The following is a 16,127-nucleotide window of genomic DNA, read 5'->3' on the forward strand; positions in this document are numbered from 1 at the left end:
GCTCCCTTCCCTGCATATAAAGATGTGGGGGAGGGGTTTTTTTGTTCAGTTTGCTGCTGCGCCTTATCGCAGGCTTTGCTGCCGGGAGTGTGTCCTGCTTCTTTCTTCCGGTTCGTCTGCCTTTTCATTTTCCTGAATTCATTATGGGGCTTGCCCTGTTTCCGGGCAGATCCTTTTTGGGCATGGTTTTTTTTACGGTCTCCTTTATTCTTCACGCATCCTTGCTTAAAGAAGCTGTTATGAATGGAAGGAAGCTAGTAAAATCGGCAGTTTCCTTTTGTGTTTTTTTGAATTTTGCCCTATTAGCCCAAATTGGCATCTGGCAAACAGCCGGAATAGCCTGTGTTACCGCCATCTACAGTCTCTCATCCTATTTCCTGCACAGACAGCACCCGAAAAGAGCGCATTGAAAGAAACCTGCCCCGTTATATCAGAAAATACCAGAAAACAGACTATTCAACTGTTATACAAAGTTTACACAAGGTGTTTAATCCTATATACTTTGATTACAGTGATTTTTGTAATTGGAGGATTTGATATGTCCAGTCAAGAAGGCAAATACAACATAAAGGCAGTCTCCAAAATGCTTGGAATCCAGCCGGGAACCCTTAGAGCCTGGGAAAGACGCTATAACATGATTGCACCGGTCAGAAATGATTCCGGCCACCGCTTATATACAGAAGAACACATAAAAATTTTAAAATGGCTGATCACAAAGGTGAATAAAGGGTTTACGATCAGCCAGGCTGTCAATCTTCTTGAACACAGCGAACTGCCTTCAGAAGACCCTGTCAGCGTCTCAGCTGCACCTGATGTCGACCGGTCGATGGATTTAACGGAGGAGCTTCTGACTGCGCTGCTGTCTTTTGATGAGAACACCGCCCATGAGCTGCTTAACAGAGCCTTCAGCCTTTACTCGATTGATAAAGTGCTTATCGATATCCTCGGAACGCTGCTTGTTAAAATAGGAGATCTGTGGGAGAACGGGAAAATTACATCTGCCCATGAGCATTTTGCTTCCTCTTTTCTCAGATCAAGAATCGGCATCATCCTTCATACTCTTCCGGTAAACGGACTGCTTCCCAAAGTGGTATCCGTGTGCGGACCGGGTGAATGGCATGAACTTGGCCTGTTGATTTTCACCCTCTATCTGCGGAGAAAAGGGTTTGAGGTCATTTATTTAGGGACAAGCATTGCAGACGGAGATATAGATATTGTTCTGGGTGAAGTGAACCCGAAATTTCTTTTCTACTCCTGCACCCTGCAGGAAAATGTTGAAAAGACAATTGCATCTGCAGATGAACTCAGAGGAAAGCATGAACATCTGATTATTGGACTTGGAGGAAACGGCTTTAATAAGGTTTCAAGAGATGTCATGAAGCCATATGAGAGCATGTTTGTCGGCAATACAAAACAAGAGTGGGACACCTGGCTGAAAGAACGGCTGTCTGTCTGAAACATTTTGCTTGTCTAAACCTGTCCGGCAGGTGTAAACTTGCTGAAAATCAGGCGAACCATCCCGCCTGCAATTCATATGATAAAGAAAAAAGTACGTTCTGACGGCAGGAGGGTAAGGGATGCGGCTAGAGCGATTGAACTATAACAAGATCAAAATCTTCTTAACCATAGATGATTTAATGGACAGAGGACTGACAAAAGAAGACTTGTGGAAAGACTCTCTGAAAGTGCATCAGCTTTTCAGGGAAATGATGGACGAAGCAAGTGAGGAGCTTGGATTTGAAGCGAGCGGCCCAATTGCCGTAGAGGTTTATTCTCTTCAGGCGCAAGGCATGGTGATCATCGTCACCAAAAACCATGAAGAAGAAGAATCAGATGAAGATTATGCGGATGACTATATTGAAATGCAGGTGAAGCTGGATCAGAATTGCGACATTGTGTATGAATTTAATGATTTTGAAGACATTATCCAGCTGACAAATGCTCTTTATTCACAGGGTCTGAAGGAAGGAACAGTCTACTCATACCAAAACCGTTTTTTTCTTATACTCGATGAACACCAGCCAATACATGTCGATACGCTTGTATCCATTATCGCAGAATACGGCAATCCGTCGATGATTTCCATCCATTACTTACATGAGTACGGCAAGTGCCTGCTTGAAGACTTCGCTGTAGAAAAGCTGTATTCCTATTACTGGAAGAAAAACCCGCAGTCTTAATTAGACTTCGGGTTCTTCTTTAAATAAAAATGTCTTACTATTCAAAGCTTTCGAACTTTATTTATGTGTTTAAACCCTGTTTTATCCATATCCGCCACTTCATTGAAATCGCTTACAAAAATACGTTTTCTTTTCGCTATTTCTACTTTGCAGAAAAGGGCCAAAGGTGTATACTATGTCATGAAAGGTGGACATTCCACCCATCCTGAAGAGACAGTAGGAGGTTTACTGCGATGGTAGCCGAAAAGAGCACCAATCATAAACGAGAAAAGCATGATGTGCTGAAATCAACACAAACGGTGATACATAAAGCCCTTGAGAAACTGGGTTATCCTGAAGAAGTGTATGAATTACTAAAAGAACCGATGAGAATGATGACGGTAAAAATACCTGTTCGAATGGATGATGGTTCAGTTAAAATTTTTACTGGCTATCGCGCGCAGCATAATGATGCAGTAGGGCCTACAAAGGGCGGAATCCGTTTCCATCCTGGCGTAACCGAAACTGAAGTTAAAGCGCTGTCAATCTGGATGAGTCTGAAGTGCGGAATTGTTGACTTGCCATACGGCGGAGGAAAAGGCGGAATCGTCTGCGATCCCCGTGATATGTCATTCCGTGAACTCGAGCGGCTCAGCCGCGGCTATGTAAGAGCAATCAGCCAGATTGTCGGTCCGACAAAAGATATTCCGGCACCGGATGTTTTTACTAATTCACAGATTATGGCCTGGATGATGGATGAATACAGCCGCATCGATGAATTTAACTCTCCGGGATTTATTACAGGAAAACCTCTTGTACTTGGCGGTTCGCACGGACGTGAATCAGCTACAGCTAAAGGTGTTACGATCTGTATTCATGAAGCTGCAAAGAAGAAGGGCATTGAGCTGAAAGGGGCGCGGGTTGTCGTTCAGGGCTTCGGCAATGCGGGAAGCTACCTTGCGAAATTCATGCATGATGCAGGAGCCAAAGTCATTGGAATCTCCGATGCGTACGGCGGTCTTCACGATCCTGATGGTCTTGATATCGACTACCTTCTTGACCGCAGAGACAGTTTTGGTACAGTGACAAAGTTATTTAATGATACGATTACAAATAAAGAGCTGCTTGAGCTGGATTGCGACATTCTTGTACCTGCAGCGATTGAAAACCAGATTACAGAAGAAAACGCCCATCTCATCCGCGCAAGCATCGTTGTTGAGGCGGCAAACGGACCAACAACGATTGAAGGTACTCAAATTCTGACTGACCGCGGCATTCTGCTCGTTCCTGATGTGCTTGCAAGTGCTGGCGGAGTTACGGTTTCATACTTTGAGTGGGTTCAGAATAATCAGGGCTACTACTGGACGGAAGAAGAAGTTGAGGAAAAGCTCGAAAAAGTTATGGTCAAATCCTTCAATAATATCTACGAAGCGTCACAGACAAGACGGGTCGATATGCGCCTTGCTGCCTACATGGTGGGTGTCCGCAAAATGGCGGAAGCATCAAGGTTCAGAGGCTGGATTTAAGTTAATTGTTTGCAACTGTTCAAAAAATCTCCTATCATTACCGGTAGGAGATTTTTTTGCATGTAGAAAAAGTAGAAATTCAGAAATTCAGGAGTGAACATGGTGAAAAAAGAAGAGGTCATCATTATCGGAGGAGGTCCATGCGGACTTGCGGCGGCACTTGCTTTAAAAGAAAAAGGGATTGATGCCCTTATTATAGAAAAAGGAAATATTGTCAATTCCATTTATCATTATCCTACTCACCAGACTTTTTTCAGTACAGCCGAGAAGCTGGAAATAGGAGACATTCCGTTTATTACTGAAAACAGGAAGCCGTACAGAATTCAGGCGCTTGCCTATTACCGTGATGTAGTAAGGCGCAGCAGTCTGAGAATTCATGCTTTTGAAAAGGTGACAGGCGTCACGAAGGAAGGTCAGTCCTTTATTGTTTCAACATCAAAGGATACATACAATGCAGATTACGTCATTGTCGCAACGGGATATTATGATCATCCTAACTATATGAACATTGAGGGTGAGGACCTTCCAAAGGTGTTTCATTACTTTAAAGAGGGTCATCCTTTTTTTGATAAGGATGTCGTTGTTGTGGGCGGAAAAAACTCAAGCGTCGATGCGGCGCTTGAACTGGTGCACTCAGGGGCGAGAGTCACGGTTATTTACAGGGGCCAAACGTATTCGCCGAGTGTTAAGCCTTGGATTCTACCTGAATTTGAAGCGCTTGTCAGAAACGGAACCATTAAAATGGAATTTCATTCACTCTTAAAGCGGATAACAGAGGATGCAGTTGTCTATGAAAAAGACTGCAAAGAAGAAGTGACGATCCGAAATGATTTTGTCTTTGCGATGACAGGCTATCATCCGGATCATTCTTTCTTGACCAAAATGGGTGTGGACATTGATCCCGCTACAGGACGTCCTGCTTTTTCAGAAGATACAATGGAAACAAATGAAGCTGGCATTTATATTGCGGGCGTCATCGCTGCAGGCAATAACGCGAATGAAATTTTTATAGAAAACGGCCGTTTCCATGGCGGACTGATTGCAGAGGATATCGCAGCAAAAAAAGACATCACTTGATGAGGTGATGTCTTTTTTTTGCATCTTATTTTAGAAAGAGAAAATCTCCTGAATTTCACTTGCATCCTGTGTCGTTTCAAGAGCGATCATGAGTTTCAGGCGGGCTTTTTGCCCGTTAAGGCCGTTGCTGAAGATGATTCCTGCTTCTTTCAGTGTTTTTCCTCCGCCTTCGTAAGAATATATGTCCTGTACGATTCCGTTAAAGCATCTTGAAACAATGACGATTTTAACGCCTGCCTTCATCAGCATGGCAAGTGAAGGCATCAAGGTTGGCGGCAGGTTGCCCTGTCCGAGCGCCTCAATGACAAGACCGTCAGGCTTCACTTCGGCAATTGCCTTCAGGATGGTGTCGTCCATTCCTGCATAAGCTTTGAGAAGCATAACCTGTTTCGTGAGATGATCGGCTTTAAGATGAGTGCGGTTTACGGGTTTATGATGAAAGGATACTCCGCGCTTGTTGACAATTCCAATCGGTCCGTACTGGGGACTTTGGAAGGTGGCTACATTGCTGGTATGGGTCTTGGTCGCATTTTTTGCTGAGTGCACCTCATCATTCATCACCACAAGCACGCCCATATCTGCAGCTTCAGTGCTTGCAGCAACTTGAATAGATGACACGAGATTATAAAGCCCGTCCGATCCCAGCTCATTGCTGGATCGCATAGCGCCTGTTATGACAACGGGGATCTTCACATTCAGGGTCAGGTCAAGAAAGTATGCGGTTTCTTCCAGTGTATCCGTTCCGTGTGTAATGACAATTCCATCTATTTGATCTTTTTGGCATGCTTTTTCGATCGTTTCCTTAAGTTCGAGCATTTCTTTTGGCGTGATGTGCGGTGACGGCAGATAAAAAAGTTCCTTTGAAGTTATCACAATATCGTTAAACGTAAGCAAATGCTTAAGCAGCGGATTGGATTCGCCCTGCTTTACCTCGCCGGTTGTTTCATCCTCGCTCATCGAAATGGTTCCGCCTGTATGGATGACAAAAATATGTTTCATAAGCCCCTCCGGTTGTTCAATATCTTTTCTCTCAATTCATTTTCAATTTTACGATAACATGATACCATTATAAATAGAAGAATTTTGAAGAAAGAAGGCCTGCGGATGATTGCCATTATTTCTGCCGGCATAGCCCCTGGCTTAGCCATTTTAAGTTACTTTTATTTAAAAGACCAATATGAAGCAGAGCCCATTTATATGGTGTTCCGGTCATTTGCATTCGGGGCGCTGCTTGTTTTTCCGATCATGTTTATTCAGTATGTGCTTGAGACGGAACAGATCATTGATTCTAAGGTGCTCCTGGCTTTTTTCTCGAGCGGACTTCTGGAAGAATTTTTCAAATGGTTTATTTTGTTTGTCACCATCTATCCGCACGTTCATTTTGATGAACATTACGACGGCATTGTGTACGGGGTCGCTTCATCACTGGGCTTTGCTACACTTGAAAATATTTTATACTTAATCGGAAACGGACTTGAATTTGCCGTCGGCCGCGCGCTTCTGCCGGTTTCCAGCCATGCATTATTTGGAGTGATTATGGGCTATTACATGGGAAAAGGAAAGTTTTCCGAGCTCTCGGAAAAAAGAAAGTGGATTCTTTTTTCGTTAATGGTTCCCGTCATTTTGCATGGATTGTATGACTATATCCTTGTTGCACACAAGCTCTGGCCGCTTTATATGGTGCCATTTATGCTTTGTCTCTGGTGGTTTTCCCTTCATAAAGCAAAAAAAGCGAGAATGATTAAACATAACAAGTATGCAGTCGCTTTAAAACAATAAAATACGGATCCGAAAAAGCAATCCTGCGGCAGGATTGCTTTTTTTGCGCATTGCGCCACCTGCGGAAAGTGCGGTTCAGCTTCAGGATTACAGCTGAACTGCCGTTTCCATTTTTCCTCCAAATGAACAGAACTTTTAAACATGCTGTATAAAATACCAATTAGTACAAAAAATACGTTGTAAGGAAATTCATCAATCATGAGGAGGCAGCAGCATGCAGAAAAAACGTTTCATTTGGATGACGGCGGGTGCAGTGATGATTGCCCTTGTTTTTCAATTAACGATTTTCAATCAAAATGAAGCCCATGCGTTTTCGGATCAAGTGATTCAAAAAGGCGCTGTTGGCGATGATGTTGTGGAACTGCAGGCAAGATTGCAGTACAACGGCTATTATAACGGTTCAATTGACGGGGTGTATGGGTGGAGCACATACTGGGCGGTGCGCAATTTTCAATATGAATTTGGACTGAAAGAGATTGATGGTCTGGTCGGAGAAGCAACGAAGCATAAATTGTCACAGACTACAAAATACTACCGTGATTTTGTCCACAGACAGCTGAACAAAGGTAAAGATTTCACTCATTATGGCGGCGTGCCGCTCGACAGACAGGTTGCTCCTTCAAAAGAATATAAGGCGAAGCTTAAAGCGACCTACGGAAAAAAAGGCGGCCAAAAAGCGCCTGCAGGCCAGGCGCAGCAAAAGCAGCAGCCAAAAGCGCAGGCACCTCAGCAGAAGCAGCAGGCACAGCCAAAGAAGCAGGCTCAGCCTAAATCACAAAGCAAAGCAAAAACAACGGCAGTCAATATGCCGGAAGGATTTTCACAAAATGATATTCAGCTGATGGCTAATGCAGTATACGGGGAAGCGCGCGGCGAACCTTATATCGGACAGGTTGCGGTTGCAGCGGTTATCATCAACCGTGTTGACAGTGCAACCTTCCCGAATACCGTGTCCGGTGTTATTTTTGAACCGCGGGCGTTCACAGCTGTAGCTGACGGCCAGATTTGGCTGACCCCAAACGACACAGCTAAAAAAGCAGTCATGGATGCGATCAACGGATGGGATCCGACTGAAGGGGCCATTTACTACTTTAACCCTGATACAGCTACAAGCGGATGGATTTGGGGACGTCCTCAAATTAAACAGATTGGAAAGCACATATTCTGTAATTAAGAGGTGAACAAAATGATCAGAGGGATTTTGATCGCAATACTTACAATTGGTGTCGTCGGAACGGCTTATTGGGGTTATAAAGAGCATCAGGAGAAAAATGCCGTGCTGATACATGCAGAAAACAATTATCAGAGGGCTTTCCATGACCTGACCTATCAAGTGGATCAGCTGCATGATAAAATCGGCGCAACTCTTGCCATGAATTCAAGAAAGTCACTTTCTCCCGGTCTTGTTGAAGTCTGGAGAATCACATCAGAAGCACATTCAGACGTTGGCCAGCTTCCGCTGACTCTGCTGCCGTTCAATAAAACAGAAGAATTTCTGGCAAGCATTTCTGACTTCAGCTACCGCACAGCTGTCAGAGACCTTGACAAAGAACCGCTTTCAGATCAGGAATACGCAACTTTAAAGCAGCTGTATGCGAAATCAGAAGATATTCAAAAAGAGCTGCGGAACGTTCAGCATATGGTTATTGATAATAATCTGCGCTGGATGGATGTAGAGCTGGCACTTGCTGCAGGCGAAGAAAAGCAGGATAACACGATTATTAACGGATTCAAAACGGTTGAAAAAAATGTGAATGCGTACTCAAGCACAGACTTTGATCCATCTTTTACTTCGGTAAAAAAAGAAGAGGAAGGCTTTAATCATTTAAAAGGTAAAGTCATTACTGAAAAAGAAGTTCCGGGAATTGTCGAAAAATTTGTTCCCGGCTCTACGGGAGATATGAAAGTTACTCCAAACGGAAAAGGATCTCCCCTTGAATTTTACAGTGTATCGGTCAATGACCCTAATAAGAAATCGGAGATCTATCTTGATATCACGAAAAAAGGCGGATATCCTATCTGGCTCCTTCAGAACCGCCAAGTCGCAGAACCGAAAATCAGCCTCAATGAGGCATCAAATAATGCGGCCAAATTTTTGAAAGATCAGGGTTTTTCAGATCTTATTCTTTACGAAAGCGCACAGTTTGAGAACATCGGAATCTTTTCCTTTGTTTCCGTCTATGAAAACGTAAGGCTGTACCCGGATGCAATCCGCATGAAAGTGGCGCTTGATGACGGCAAAGTAATCGGTTTTTCCGCAAGGGATTATCTTGCCTCTCACAGAAAACGAGACATTCCAAAGGCAAAGCTAAGCACAGAGCAGGCTAAAGGCTTTGTGAATCCGAACCTGATGATTCAGGAAGACAGACTCGCCATCATCACAAATGAGCTTGGTGAAGAAGTTCTCTGCTATGAGTTTTTGGGAACGATGGAGAATGACACGTACCGGATCTTTGTGAACGCTGAAGATGGTTCAGAAGAAAAGGTTGAAAAACTGGATAACTCCGAACCGATTTATCAGGAAATTTAGGAGAACTTTTTTCAGAAGGAAAAGCAGAATAAGGCTTTTCCTTTTTTTTATTACATGATTTAATAAAAGAAGAGAGAATGAAAGAGTGTGATCATGTGCTGGCAATTGGAGATACACTGTATATTGAAGTGCAGGGCGGGGATACGGCAAGATTAAGATGCCGGGTAGTCGATCTAAAGGACCGGGTCTTATATACCGATTATCCGATTAACGATCAAACAGGCAAAACGTCCTTTCTTTTAAATGGAACAGAAATAAACGCCTTTTTTTCTCAGCATGGGCAGGCGTATTTGTTTCAGTCTGTTCTGCTTCACAGAAAAAAAGAAACGATTCCTATGCTTGCTTTTACTCTTCCTGAACAGAATGACTTTACAAAAGTGCAAAGACGAGAATATGTAAGAGTTGAAACAGATGCCGATGCCGCTATTCACTCTGTATCTGATGCTTTTAAGCCTTTTACAGGTTCAACCGTGGATTTAAGTGCAGGCGGAGCCGCCGTGAAGGTGCCTGCAAATGCAGGGCTTAATGAAAATGATCAAGTATGGATGTGGCTTTCTCTCCATTTCCAAAACGGCAGTATCCAATACGCGAAAGTTCAGGCGAAAGTAAAAAATGCCGGCAAATCCGGAATAGCGGCCCTGGAATTTACTGACCTGACAGAAACTGACCGGAAACAGCTGCTGCAGTATTGCTTCGACCAGGAGCTTCTTTTGAAGAAAAAGAAGGCCGCAGCCGAATAAGACCCGCGCTCCTGCACCATACTAATGGTAAAAACGGAGTTTGATAAGCAGATGAAACGGGCAGAGAGAATACTCTTTAAATTAATCATGATCCACCTGATATTGCTCCTATGCGCGCAGGCTGCCCTGACAAATCCTGGTTTGCAGCCTCACATCTCGCGTGTGGTACAATATGAAGGTGTAAACAAACTGACAATCAGCGAATGGCTTGAAACGTTCAAACAATCCAGTGTGCAGGACAAGTAAACCTGCATTCTTTTTTGTTTGTTCTAAAAAGCCTGCCAGATCGGCTTAAGCTCAGAATCTGGCAAACTACCCGAGGAGGAACTATGGAACGTACTATTTCTATTGCAATTGACGGCCCTGCTGCTGCGGGCAAAAGTACAGTTGCGAAAATTTTGGCAGAAGATTATTCATATTTATATATTGATACGGGAGCTATGTACAGAGCACTCACATATAAGGTTCTTATGAAAAATGAAGACCTTGAAGATGAAGCAGCTGTTAAAGAAATTCTTTCAGATGCACATATTGAACTAGTTCCAAGTGAAAGCGGCCAGCTTGTATATGTGAATGGGGAAAATGTCACAGAGCAAATCCGTTCACATGAAGTGACTAATTCTGTATCCATTGCGGCCAAGCATGCATCTGTGCGCGAAGAAATGGTGAAACGCCAGCAGGATATGGCTAAAAACGGAAGAGTTGTCATGGACGGCAGGGATATCGGGACGCACGTGCTGCCGAATGCGGAAGTGAAAATTTTCCTTCGCGCTTCTGTTACAGAGCGCGCAAAAAGAAGGCATGAAGAAAATCTTTCTAAAGGCTTTACCTCGGATCTTGCGCAGCTCGAACTTGAAATCGAAAGAAGAGACAAGCTTGATTCAGAAAGAGAAGTAGCTCCGCTGAAAAAAGCAGAGGATGCAGTTGAAATCGATACTACCTCTCTCTCAATTCAGGGAGTTGTAGATGAAATCAAAAAAATTGTCCAAGAGAGGCTTTGATGCGGATGAGTTTTTATCAATTTGCCAAGGGTGTTGTCGCGTCGGTTTTTTTTCCGCTTTACAGGATTGAAATTCACGGGAAAGAACACTTTCCAAAAGACGGCGCTGTCCTTCTCTGTTCAAACCATATTGACAATCTTGATCCCCCAACCGTTGGAATCTGCGCGCCGAGACAGGTGCATTTTATGGCAAAAGAAGAATTGTTTCAGGTGCCGGTTCTTGGGGGTATAGTTAGGAAAGTCGGCTCTTTTCCAGTTAAAAGAGGAATGAGCGACAGGGAAGCCATCAGGAAAGGGCTGAATGTCCTGAAAGACGGCGGAGTGCTCGGCCTGTTTCCGGAAGGAACGCGGAGCAAGGACGGCAAGCTTGGAAAAGGACTGGCCGGAGCAGGTTTCTTTGCGCTGAAATCAGACGCCAGCATTGTCCCGTGTGCCATTATCGGCACCTACAAGCCTTTTCAGAAAGTAAGGGTTTATTTCGGTCCTCCGATCGATTTTGCTCCGCTCCGTGAGAAGAAAACGTCCGCAGATGAGGCTACAGAACTGATTATGTCGAAAATTGCTGAATTGCTCGAAAAACATCAATCTTAAGAGTCTAACTACTTGACAAAATGTAGCATTTATTAGAAGTTAGTAAAAAGAGTATTTTCACTTTATTCTAAAAAGTGATTTCATACATATCCAACTAAGTCGTGGGTTGTGACCAAGGAGGTAATTGGAATGGTTGAAGACATGAATGATGTAGAAGTAAAAACACCGGAAGTCGGTGATGTCCTGAAAGGGATCGTTACCAAAGTAGAAGACAAACAGGTAATTGTTGAAATTGACGGCGTAAAGCATACAGGCATAATTCCAATCAGTGAATTGTCCAGTCTGCACGTTGAAAAAGCTTCCGATGTTGTAAGTGAAAATGAGGAATTGCAGCTGAAAGTAACAAAAGTCGAGGATGAAGCCCTCATCCTTTCAAAAAGAGCGATAGATGCAGATCTTGCCTGGGATCAGCTTCAGGCTAAATTTGAATCAAAAGAAGTGTTTGACGCGGAAGTGAAAGACGTTGTCAAAGGCGGTCTTGTTGTAGACCTCGGCGTCAGAGGATTCATACCGGCGTCTTTAGTGGAATCACATTTTGTTGAAGATTTTTCTGATTACAGAGGCAAAACGCTTTCTCTTATGGTCGTTGAAATTGACCGTGAGAAAAACCGCGTCATTCTGTCTCACCGTGCGGTCGTAGAAAAAGAGCAGGGTGAGAAAAAACAGCAGCGCCTTGACATGATCAAAGCGGGAGAAGTGCTGGAAGGCACTGTTCAGCGCCTGACTGATTTCGGTGCTTTCGTTGATATCGGCGGAATTGACGGCCTTGTTCACATTTCACAGCTTTCGCACAATCACGTTGACAAGCCTTCTGAAGTTGTTGAAGAAGGGCAGAAGGTCCAAGTTAAAGTCCTGTCTGTCGACCGTGACAACGAGCGGATTTCTCTTTCCATCAAAGAAACCCTGCCGGGACCTTGGGAAAATATCACAAGCCAGGTGAAAGCGGGAGACGTTGTTGAGGGTACAGTAAAACGTCTTGTTTCTTTTGGAGCTTTCGTTGAAATTCTTCCTGGGGTAGAAGGCCTTGTCCATATCTCCCAGATCTCAAACAAGCACATCGGCACACCTCATGAAGTGCTGTCTGAAAACGAGAGCGTTCAGGTCAAAGTGCTTGATGTCAACGAGAACGAACAGCGCATTTCCCTCAGCATCCGGGAGCTTGAGGAACCTGAAAAAGCGGACGAAGAAGACTACCGCAATTATCAGGCAAAGGAAGAATCATCCGGCTTCCAGCTTGGTGAAATGATCGGTGATCAATTAAACAAACTAAAAAAGTAAACGGTGATGACTGTGAGCAGAGCTAAGCGAAAGATTGACCATATTCAACATGCTTTAAAAACAGGGCAAAAACGTGATAATGGATTCAGCGACATCCTGTTTCTTCATCAAAGCTTGCCTGATACAGCTGTTCATCACATTGATATGCATACTGAAATTGGCGGACTTGTCTTAAGTTCGCCAATTTTTATCAATGCGATGACAGGCGGAGGCGGTTCTGAAACAGTTAAGATCAATGAAGCATTATCATCTGCAGCTGCTGAATGCAGGATACCGGTTGCAGTCGGATCGCAAATGTCGGCGATAAGGAATCCTTCTGAGCGGGAATCTTATGAAATTGTCCGCAAGGTGAACCAAAAAGGCATCCTGTTTGCTAACCTCGGCAGCGAGGCAACGCCTGACCAGGCAAAAACAGCGATTGACATGATTGAAGCAAATGCTCTTCAAATCCATCTTAACGTTGTCCAGGAACTTGTGATGCCAGAAGGAGACCGTGACTTTTCAGGGGCTTTAACCCGTATCGCTGCTATTGCAGATGCTGTGGATGTACCCGTCTTCGTAAAAGAAGTGGGCTTCGGCATAAACCGTGAAGCAGCTTCAAGACTTGCGGATGCAGGTGTCAAAGCCATTGATGTTGGCGGCTATGGCGGAACGAACTTTGCCAGAATCGAAAATGAGCGGAGAAGCAGGCTTCTTGAAAGCTTTAATGATTGGGGCATTCCAACGGCGGCGTCAATCGCAGAGATTGCGTCATCTGTGAAAGGTGTTTCCATCATTGGTTCAGGAGGCATTCAGGATGCGATGGATATCGCTAAAGCTGTCGCTCTCGGTGCCTCTGGAGCCGGCATGGCAGGCTTCTTTTTAAAGATCCTGATTGAAGACGGCTATGAAGCACTCGTTCATGAAATTAAAAATGTTCAGGAAGAATTGAGAATGATCATGGCTGCCCTTGGTGCTGAAAGCGTCAAACAGCTACAGGAAGCGCCGGTCATTATATCCGGGTTTACCCACCATTACCTTTCCGAACGGAATGTAGATACAAAAGCATGGAGCAATCGAATGATCAGGAAATAAAGTAATCCGCATCTCTAAGCAGAGATGCGGATTTTTTGTTGGTAAGGAAATTTTTACGAATATAAGGATTTGATAATATAACAAGTTTATCCACGTCTAGCTCCAGCGCCTAGATCCTCTGTCAGAACAAATCCGTCAAAAAAGGCGGGACCCGGACTTTTCCGCCGGATTCTTATCTGCCTATCGGAGCGGGCCTTGGCGCTTCCGCTTTTGAAGATTATTTATTCCGAGCTCTCGATTCTTCCGGACTTTCAAGTGATGTAGCGCCTTTATAAGTTAACGATTGATCTCTGTCAGATTCCACTCGTCTGCTTTGCTTCAGTTTCTTTTCCTGTCTGTCGCGTCCCATGTTTTTCCCTCCTTTTATGGCTTAGTATGACTCAATGCCGCTTGCTTCATCAGCAAAATTTTTGCCGGTATTTTGGATTAAAGAATTAAGAATGCAGCCATACTGGTAGAAATAGGAGTGAGAAGAGTGGAGAACGTATTTTACTATTGGATTTTGTGGGGAGCATGGATCATAGCGGTGTTTTTAATGAAAAAATCTGCAAATCGCACCCTTCTTTCATTTTTGATGCTGACATTCATCATAACAGGAGAAATGACTGCACAGGTCGCTCCATTTACGGTCAGTGTGCCGTTCGTTCTGACCTTACTGTCGGGGTATTATCTTATATCGAAGTCACCTAGAAAGCTCTATTCTTTTTTGTCAGTGATGACGATGTCTGCGGCTTATGCAGCTGTTCACTTAGTGGAACTGTTTGATCCGGTCTGGTTTGCGGTGGACAGGTTTTATGTCGTGACCGGTCTTTTAAGTATATTAGCGATTTATCTTGGGAAAAGTATCCATGAACGTTTAGGCTTCTTATTTGTGGCAATGGCTCATGGAGATGTCCTGTTCTTTGGGATCTTAAGCAGGTTTTACAGCGGCCTTGCCATTGGATCCTATGACTACATGAATATGGCGGCTGTCAGTCTGCTGGCTGTCTGCGCGTGGACATACGTGGAAGCGGCAATGGCTGCCTTGAATCAAACTCTGCAGAAAGCAGCAAGGGGGAAGCAGGCATAGGATGAATGAATATACGTTACCAATCATTTTTGGTGTAGCATTTGGGGTTTTTACAAGACTGTATATGCTTCGGACTGATTACAGGCAGTATCCCACCTATCTTCACGGAAAAATCATTCATGTGGCGCTTGGAGTCATAGCAGCGGGCCTTGGCACAATTGCGATTCCGGCAATCATGGAAGAAGAATTTACCGCCATCACGTTTTTAACCCTTGCAGCTTCACAGTTCAGGGAAGTAAGAAACATGGAGCGAAATACATTAACAGAGCTTGACGGCTATGAACTTGTGCCGCGCGGTGCTACTTATATTGAAGGAATTGCCGTCGCATTTGAAAGCCGGAATTATCTTGTGATTTTTACATCTCTTCTTGTAACGCTTTTCTACATAGTGCTCAATGTATGGGCAGCAATTGCAGCTGGAGTGGTTTGTCTGCTTGTCTCAAAAAAACTGATGGCAGGAAGCAAGCTTAAAGACATTGTGGACATTGTATATGTAGCGCCTCACTTTGAAGGGGCAGGACTTTATGTAGATAACATTTATATTATGAACATCGGGGTTCCAGACAAACAGGAAGCTGTCTTAAAATACGGCATGGGCTTTGTGCTGACTCCAAAAAATTACAACGCACGAAATACAATTGCCAATCTGGGTCAGAGGCAGGCAATCCTTCATGATGTGTCTACAGCCCTCGGCGTCCATCGCGATTCCGGAGAGCCTTCACTTGTTCCGCTGGCGAAAAGAGACCTTGATGACGGCCGTCTTGGCGTTTTTGTCCTTCCGCAGGGCGGAGACAGAGAGCTTGCAAAAACCGTCATTGGCGAGGTACCTACCCTTGAGAATGCCATTCGCATGCCAAGTGAGTCAAAAGCAAATAATGAAGGCAGGTCGGTCAAGTGAACACAGCTCTTGAAAAGTATATACTCGCTGCAGTGACGACCAACCCGGCGAAGGTAGCAGGAGGGACGGCTGTCTTTATTGTGAAAGACAAAGAAGAAATGGATTTTTTCGCAAAGAATCTTGAAGCCATCCTGGATGGCATTGCCCATGGAATCGGCGAGGATCTTTACATAATTGTCAAGCATTGAGTTGTACAACATGCTAATCTCTGCTAATATATAAAAGTTAAGCCCTTCCTAAAAGAGAAGGGTTTCTTTCATGAAGGCTCTTCCCCGAGTCTTGTTATCATGGTCAGAAAGGCTGCAATGTACAGCCTGAGTTTTTTGAAAAAGCTTATTGTACAGAAAATGAGACTGATGCTGCCTGTTTAACATAAATACGTAAATTGTAAGCTGAAAGGAAAGAT

19 protein-coding genes are annotated in these 16,127 nt (G+C 44.1%); 17 read left to right on the top strand and 2 right to left on the bottom strand.

The features are described from left to right. The first annotated feature begins 41 nt into the window (after positions 1-41). The 5 genes from MHB63_17185 (at position 42) to MHB63_17205 (ending at position 4,762) form a co-directional block, all read left to right on the top strand. Positions 42-410, top strand: a complete 369-nt coding sequence (locus MHB63_17185) for a hypothetical protein (GenBank protein ID MEK3808255.1) — start codon at positions 42-44, stop codon at positions 408-410. A gap of 128 nt (positions 411-538) precedes the next feature. After that, a complete protein-coding gene (locus MHB63_17190; GenBank protein ID MEK3808256.1) occupies positions 539-1,456 on the top strand; it encodes a MerR family transcriptional regulator in 918 nt (305 codons plus the stop codon). Between the two features lie 121 nt (positions 1,457-1,577). Continuing rightward, positions 1,578-2,180, top strand: a complete 603-nt coding sequence (locus MHB63_17195; GenBank protein ID MEK3808257.1) for a genetic competence negative regulator — start codon at positions 1,578-1,580, stop codon at positions 2,178-2,180. A 233-nt stretch (positions 2,181-2,413) separates the two neighbouring features. Beyond that, positions 2,414-3,685, top strand: coding sequence for a Glu/Leu/Phe/Val dehydrogenase (locus MHB63_17200; GenBank protein ID MEK3808258.1), 1,272 nt, complete (start codon positions 2,414-2,416; stop codon positions 3,683-3,685). A 102-nt stretch (positions 3,686-3,787) separates the two neighbouring features. Further along, the gene (locus MHB63_17205; GenBank protein ID MEK3808259.1) at positions 3,788-4,762 is read left to right on the top strand and encodes a YpdA family putative bacillithiol disulfide reductase; all 975 of its coding nucleotides are present in this window, start codon (positions 3,788-3,790) and stop codon (positions 4,760-4,762) included. 30 nt (positions 4,763-4,792) lie between these two features. Here MHB63_17205 and MHB63_17210 read toward each other — a convergent pair whose 3' ends face one another. After that, entirely contained in the window at positions 4,793-5,761 is a 969-nt protein-coding gene (locus MHB63_17210; GenBank protein MEK3808260.1) for an asparaginase, read from the bottom strand. 105 nt (positions 5,762-5,866) lie between these two features. Between MHB63_17210 and prsW the strand changes: the two genes are divergently transcribed. The 9 genes from prsW (at position 5,867) to fni (ending at position 13,754) form a co-directional block, all read left to right on the top strand. Then, complete coding sequence (gene prsW / locus MHB63_17215) at positions 5,867-6,541, top strand: glutamic-type intramembrane protease PrsW (protein MEK3808261.1); 675 nt, start codon at positions 5,867-5,869, stop codon at positions 6,539-6,541. Positions 6,542-6,797: 256 nt separating this feature from the next. Next, the gene (gene sleB, locus MHB63_17220) at positions 6,798-7,715 is read left to right on the top strand and encodes a spore cortex-lytic enzyme (protein MEK3808262.1); all 918 of its coding nucleotides are present in this window, start codon (positions 6,798-6,800) and stop codon (positions 7,713-7,715) included. Positions 7,716-7,727: 12 nt separating this feature from the next. Then, positions 7,728-9,071 carry a germination protein YpeB gene (ypeB, locus tag MHB63_17225; protein MEK3808263.1) on the top strand — a complete coding sequence of 448 codons (1,344 nt, stop codon included), beginning with the start codon at positions 7,728-7,730 and terminating at the stop codon, positions 9,069-9,071. Between the two features lie 95 nt (positions 9,072-9,166). Continuing rightward, positions 9,167-9,811: a flagellar brake domain-containing protein gene (locus MHB63_17230; protein ID MEK3808264.1), complete on the top strand. Its 645-nt coding sequence runs from the start codon at positions 9,167-9,169 to the stop codon at positions 9,809-9,811. A 51-nt stretch (positions 9,812-9,862) separates the two neighbouring features. Beyond that, complete coding sequence (locus tag MHB63_17235) at positions 9,863-10,057, top strand: DUF5359 family protein (protein ID MEK3808265.1); 195 nt, start codon at positions 9,863-9,865, stop codon at positions 10,055-10,057. 83 nt (positions 10,058-10,140) lie between these two features. After that, positions 10,141-10,812 (top strand): (d)CMP kinase, encoded by a 672-nt coding sequence (cmk, locus tag MHB63_17240; GenBank protein MEK3808266.1) that lies wholly within the window; start codon positions 10,141-10,143, stop codon positions 10,810-10,812. A gap of 5 nt (positions 10,813-10,817) precedes the next feature. Next, complete coding sequence (locus MHB63_17245; protein ID MEK3808267.1) at positions 10,818-11,402, top strand: lysophospholipid acyltransferase family protein; 585 nt, start codon at positions 10,818-10,820, stop codon at positions 11,400-11,402. Between the two features lie 129 nt (positions 11,403-11,531). Further along, positions 11,532-12,680: a 30S ribosomal protein S1 gene (rpsA, locus tag MHB63_17250; protein MEK3808268.1), complete on the top strand. Its 1,149-nt coding sequence runs from the start codon at positions 11,532-11,534 to the stop codon at positions 12,678-12,680. A gap of 12 nt (positions 12,681-12,692) precedes the next feature. After that, entirely contained in the window at positions 12,693-13,754 is a 1,062-nt protein-coding gene (fni, locus tag MHB63_17255) for a type 2 isopentenyl-diphosphate Delta-isomerase (protein MEK3808269.1), read from the top strand. Between the two features lie 217 nt (positions 13,755-13,971). Here the strand turns inward: fni and MHB63_17260 are convergent, their stop codons facing one another. Further along, on the bottom strand, positions 13,972-14,103 hold the full coding sequence (locus MHB63_17260) for a YpzI family protein (protein ID MEK3808270.1): 132 nt from the start codon (positions 14,101-14,103) through the stop codon (positions 13,972-13,974). Between the two features lie 126 nt (positions 14,104-14,229). Here MHB63_17260 and MHB63_17265 point away from each other — a divergent pair, with 126 nt between their 5' ends. The 3 genes from MHB63_17265 to MHB63_17275 are packed head-to-tail and all read left to right on the top strand — an operon-like array spanning position 14,230 to position 15,909. Next, positions 14,230-14,823 carry a hypothetical protein gene (locus MHB63_17265; GenBank protein MEK3808271.1) on the top strand — a complete coding sequence of 198 codons (594 nt, stop codon included), beginning with the start codon at positions 14,230-14,232 and terminating at the stop codon, positions 14,821-14,823. A 1-nt stretch (position 14,824) separates the two neighbouring features. After that, a complete protein-coding gene (locus MHB63_17270) occupies positions 14,825-15,721 on the top strand; it encodes a YIEGIA family protein (GenBank protein ID MEK3808272.1) in 897 nt (298 codons plus the stop codon). Continuing rightward, a complete protein-coding gene (locus MHB63_17275) occupies positions 15,718-15,909 on the top strand; it encodes a hypothetical protein (protein ID MEK3808273.1) in 192 nt (63 codons plus the stop codon). Before MHB63_17270 ends, MHB63_17275 begins: the two co-directional genes overlap by 4 nt. Positions 15,910-16,127: the final 218 nt, after the last annotated feature.

This window comes from Bacillus sp. FSL H8-0547 (assembly GCA_038002745.1).
In the GTDB taxonomy this organism is placed as follows: domain Bacteria; phylum Bacillota; class Bacilli; order Bacillales; family Bacillaceae; genus Bacillus_P.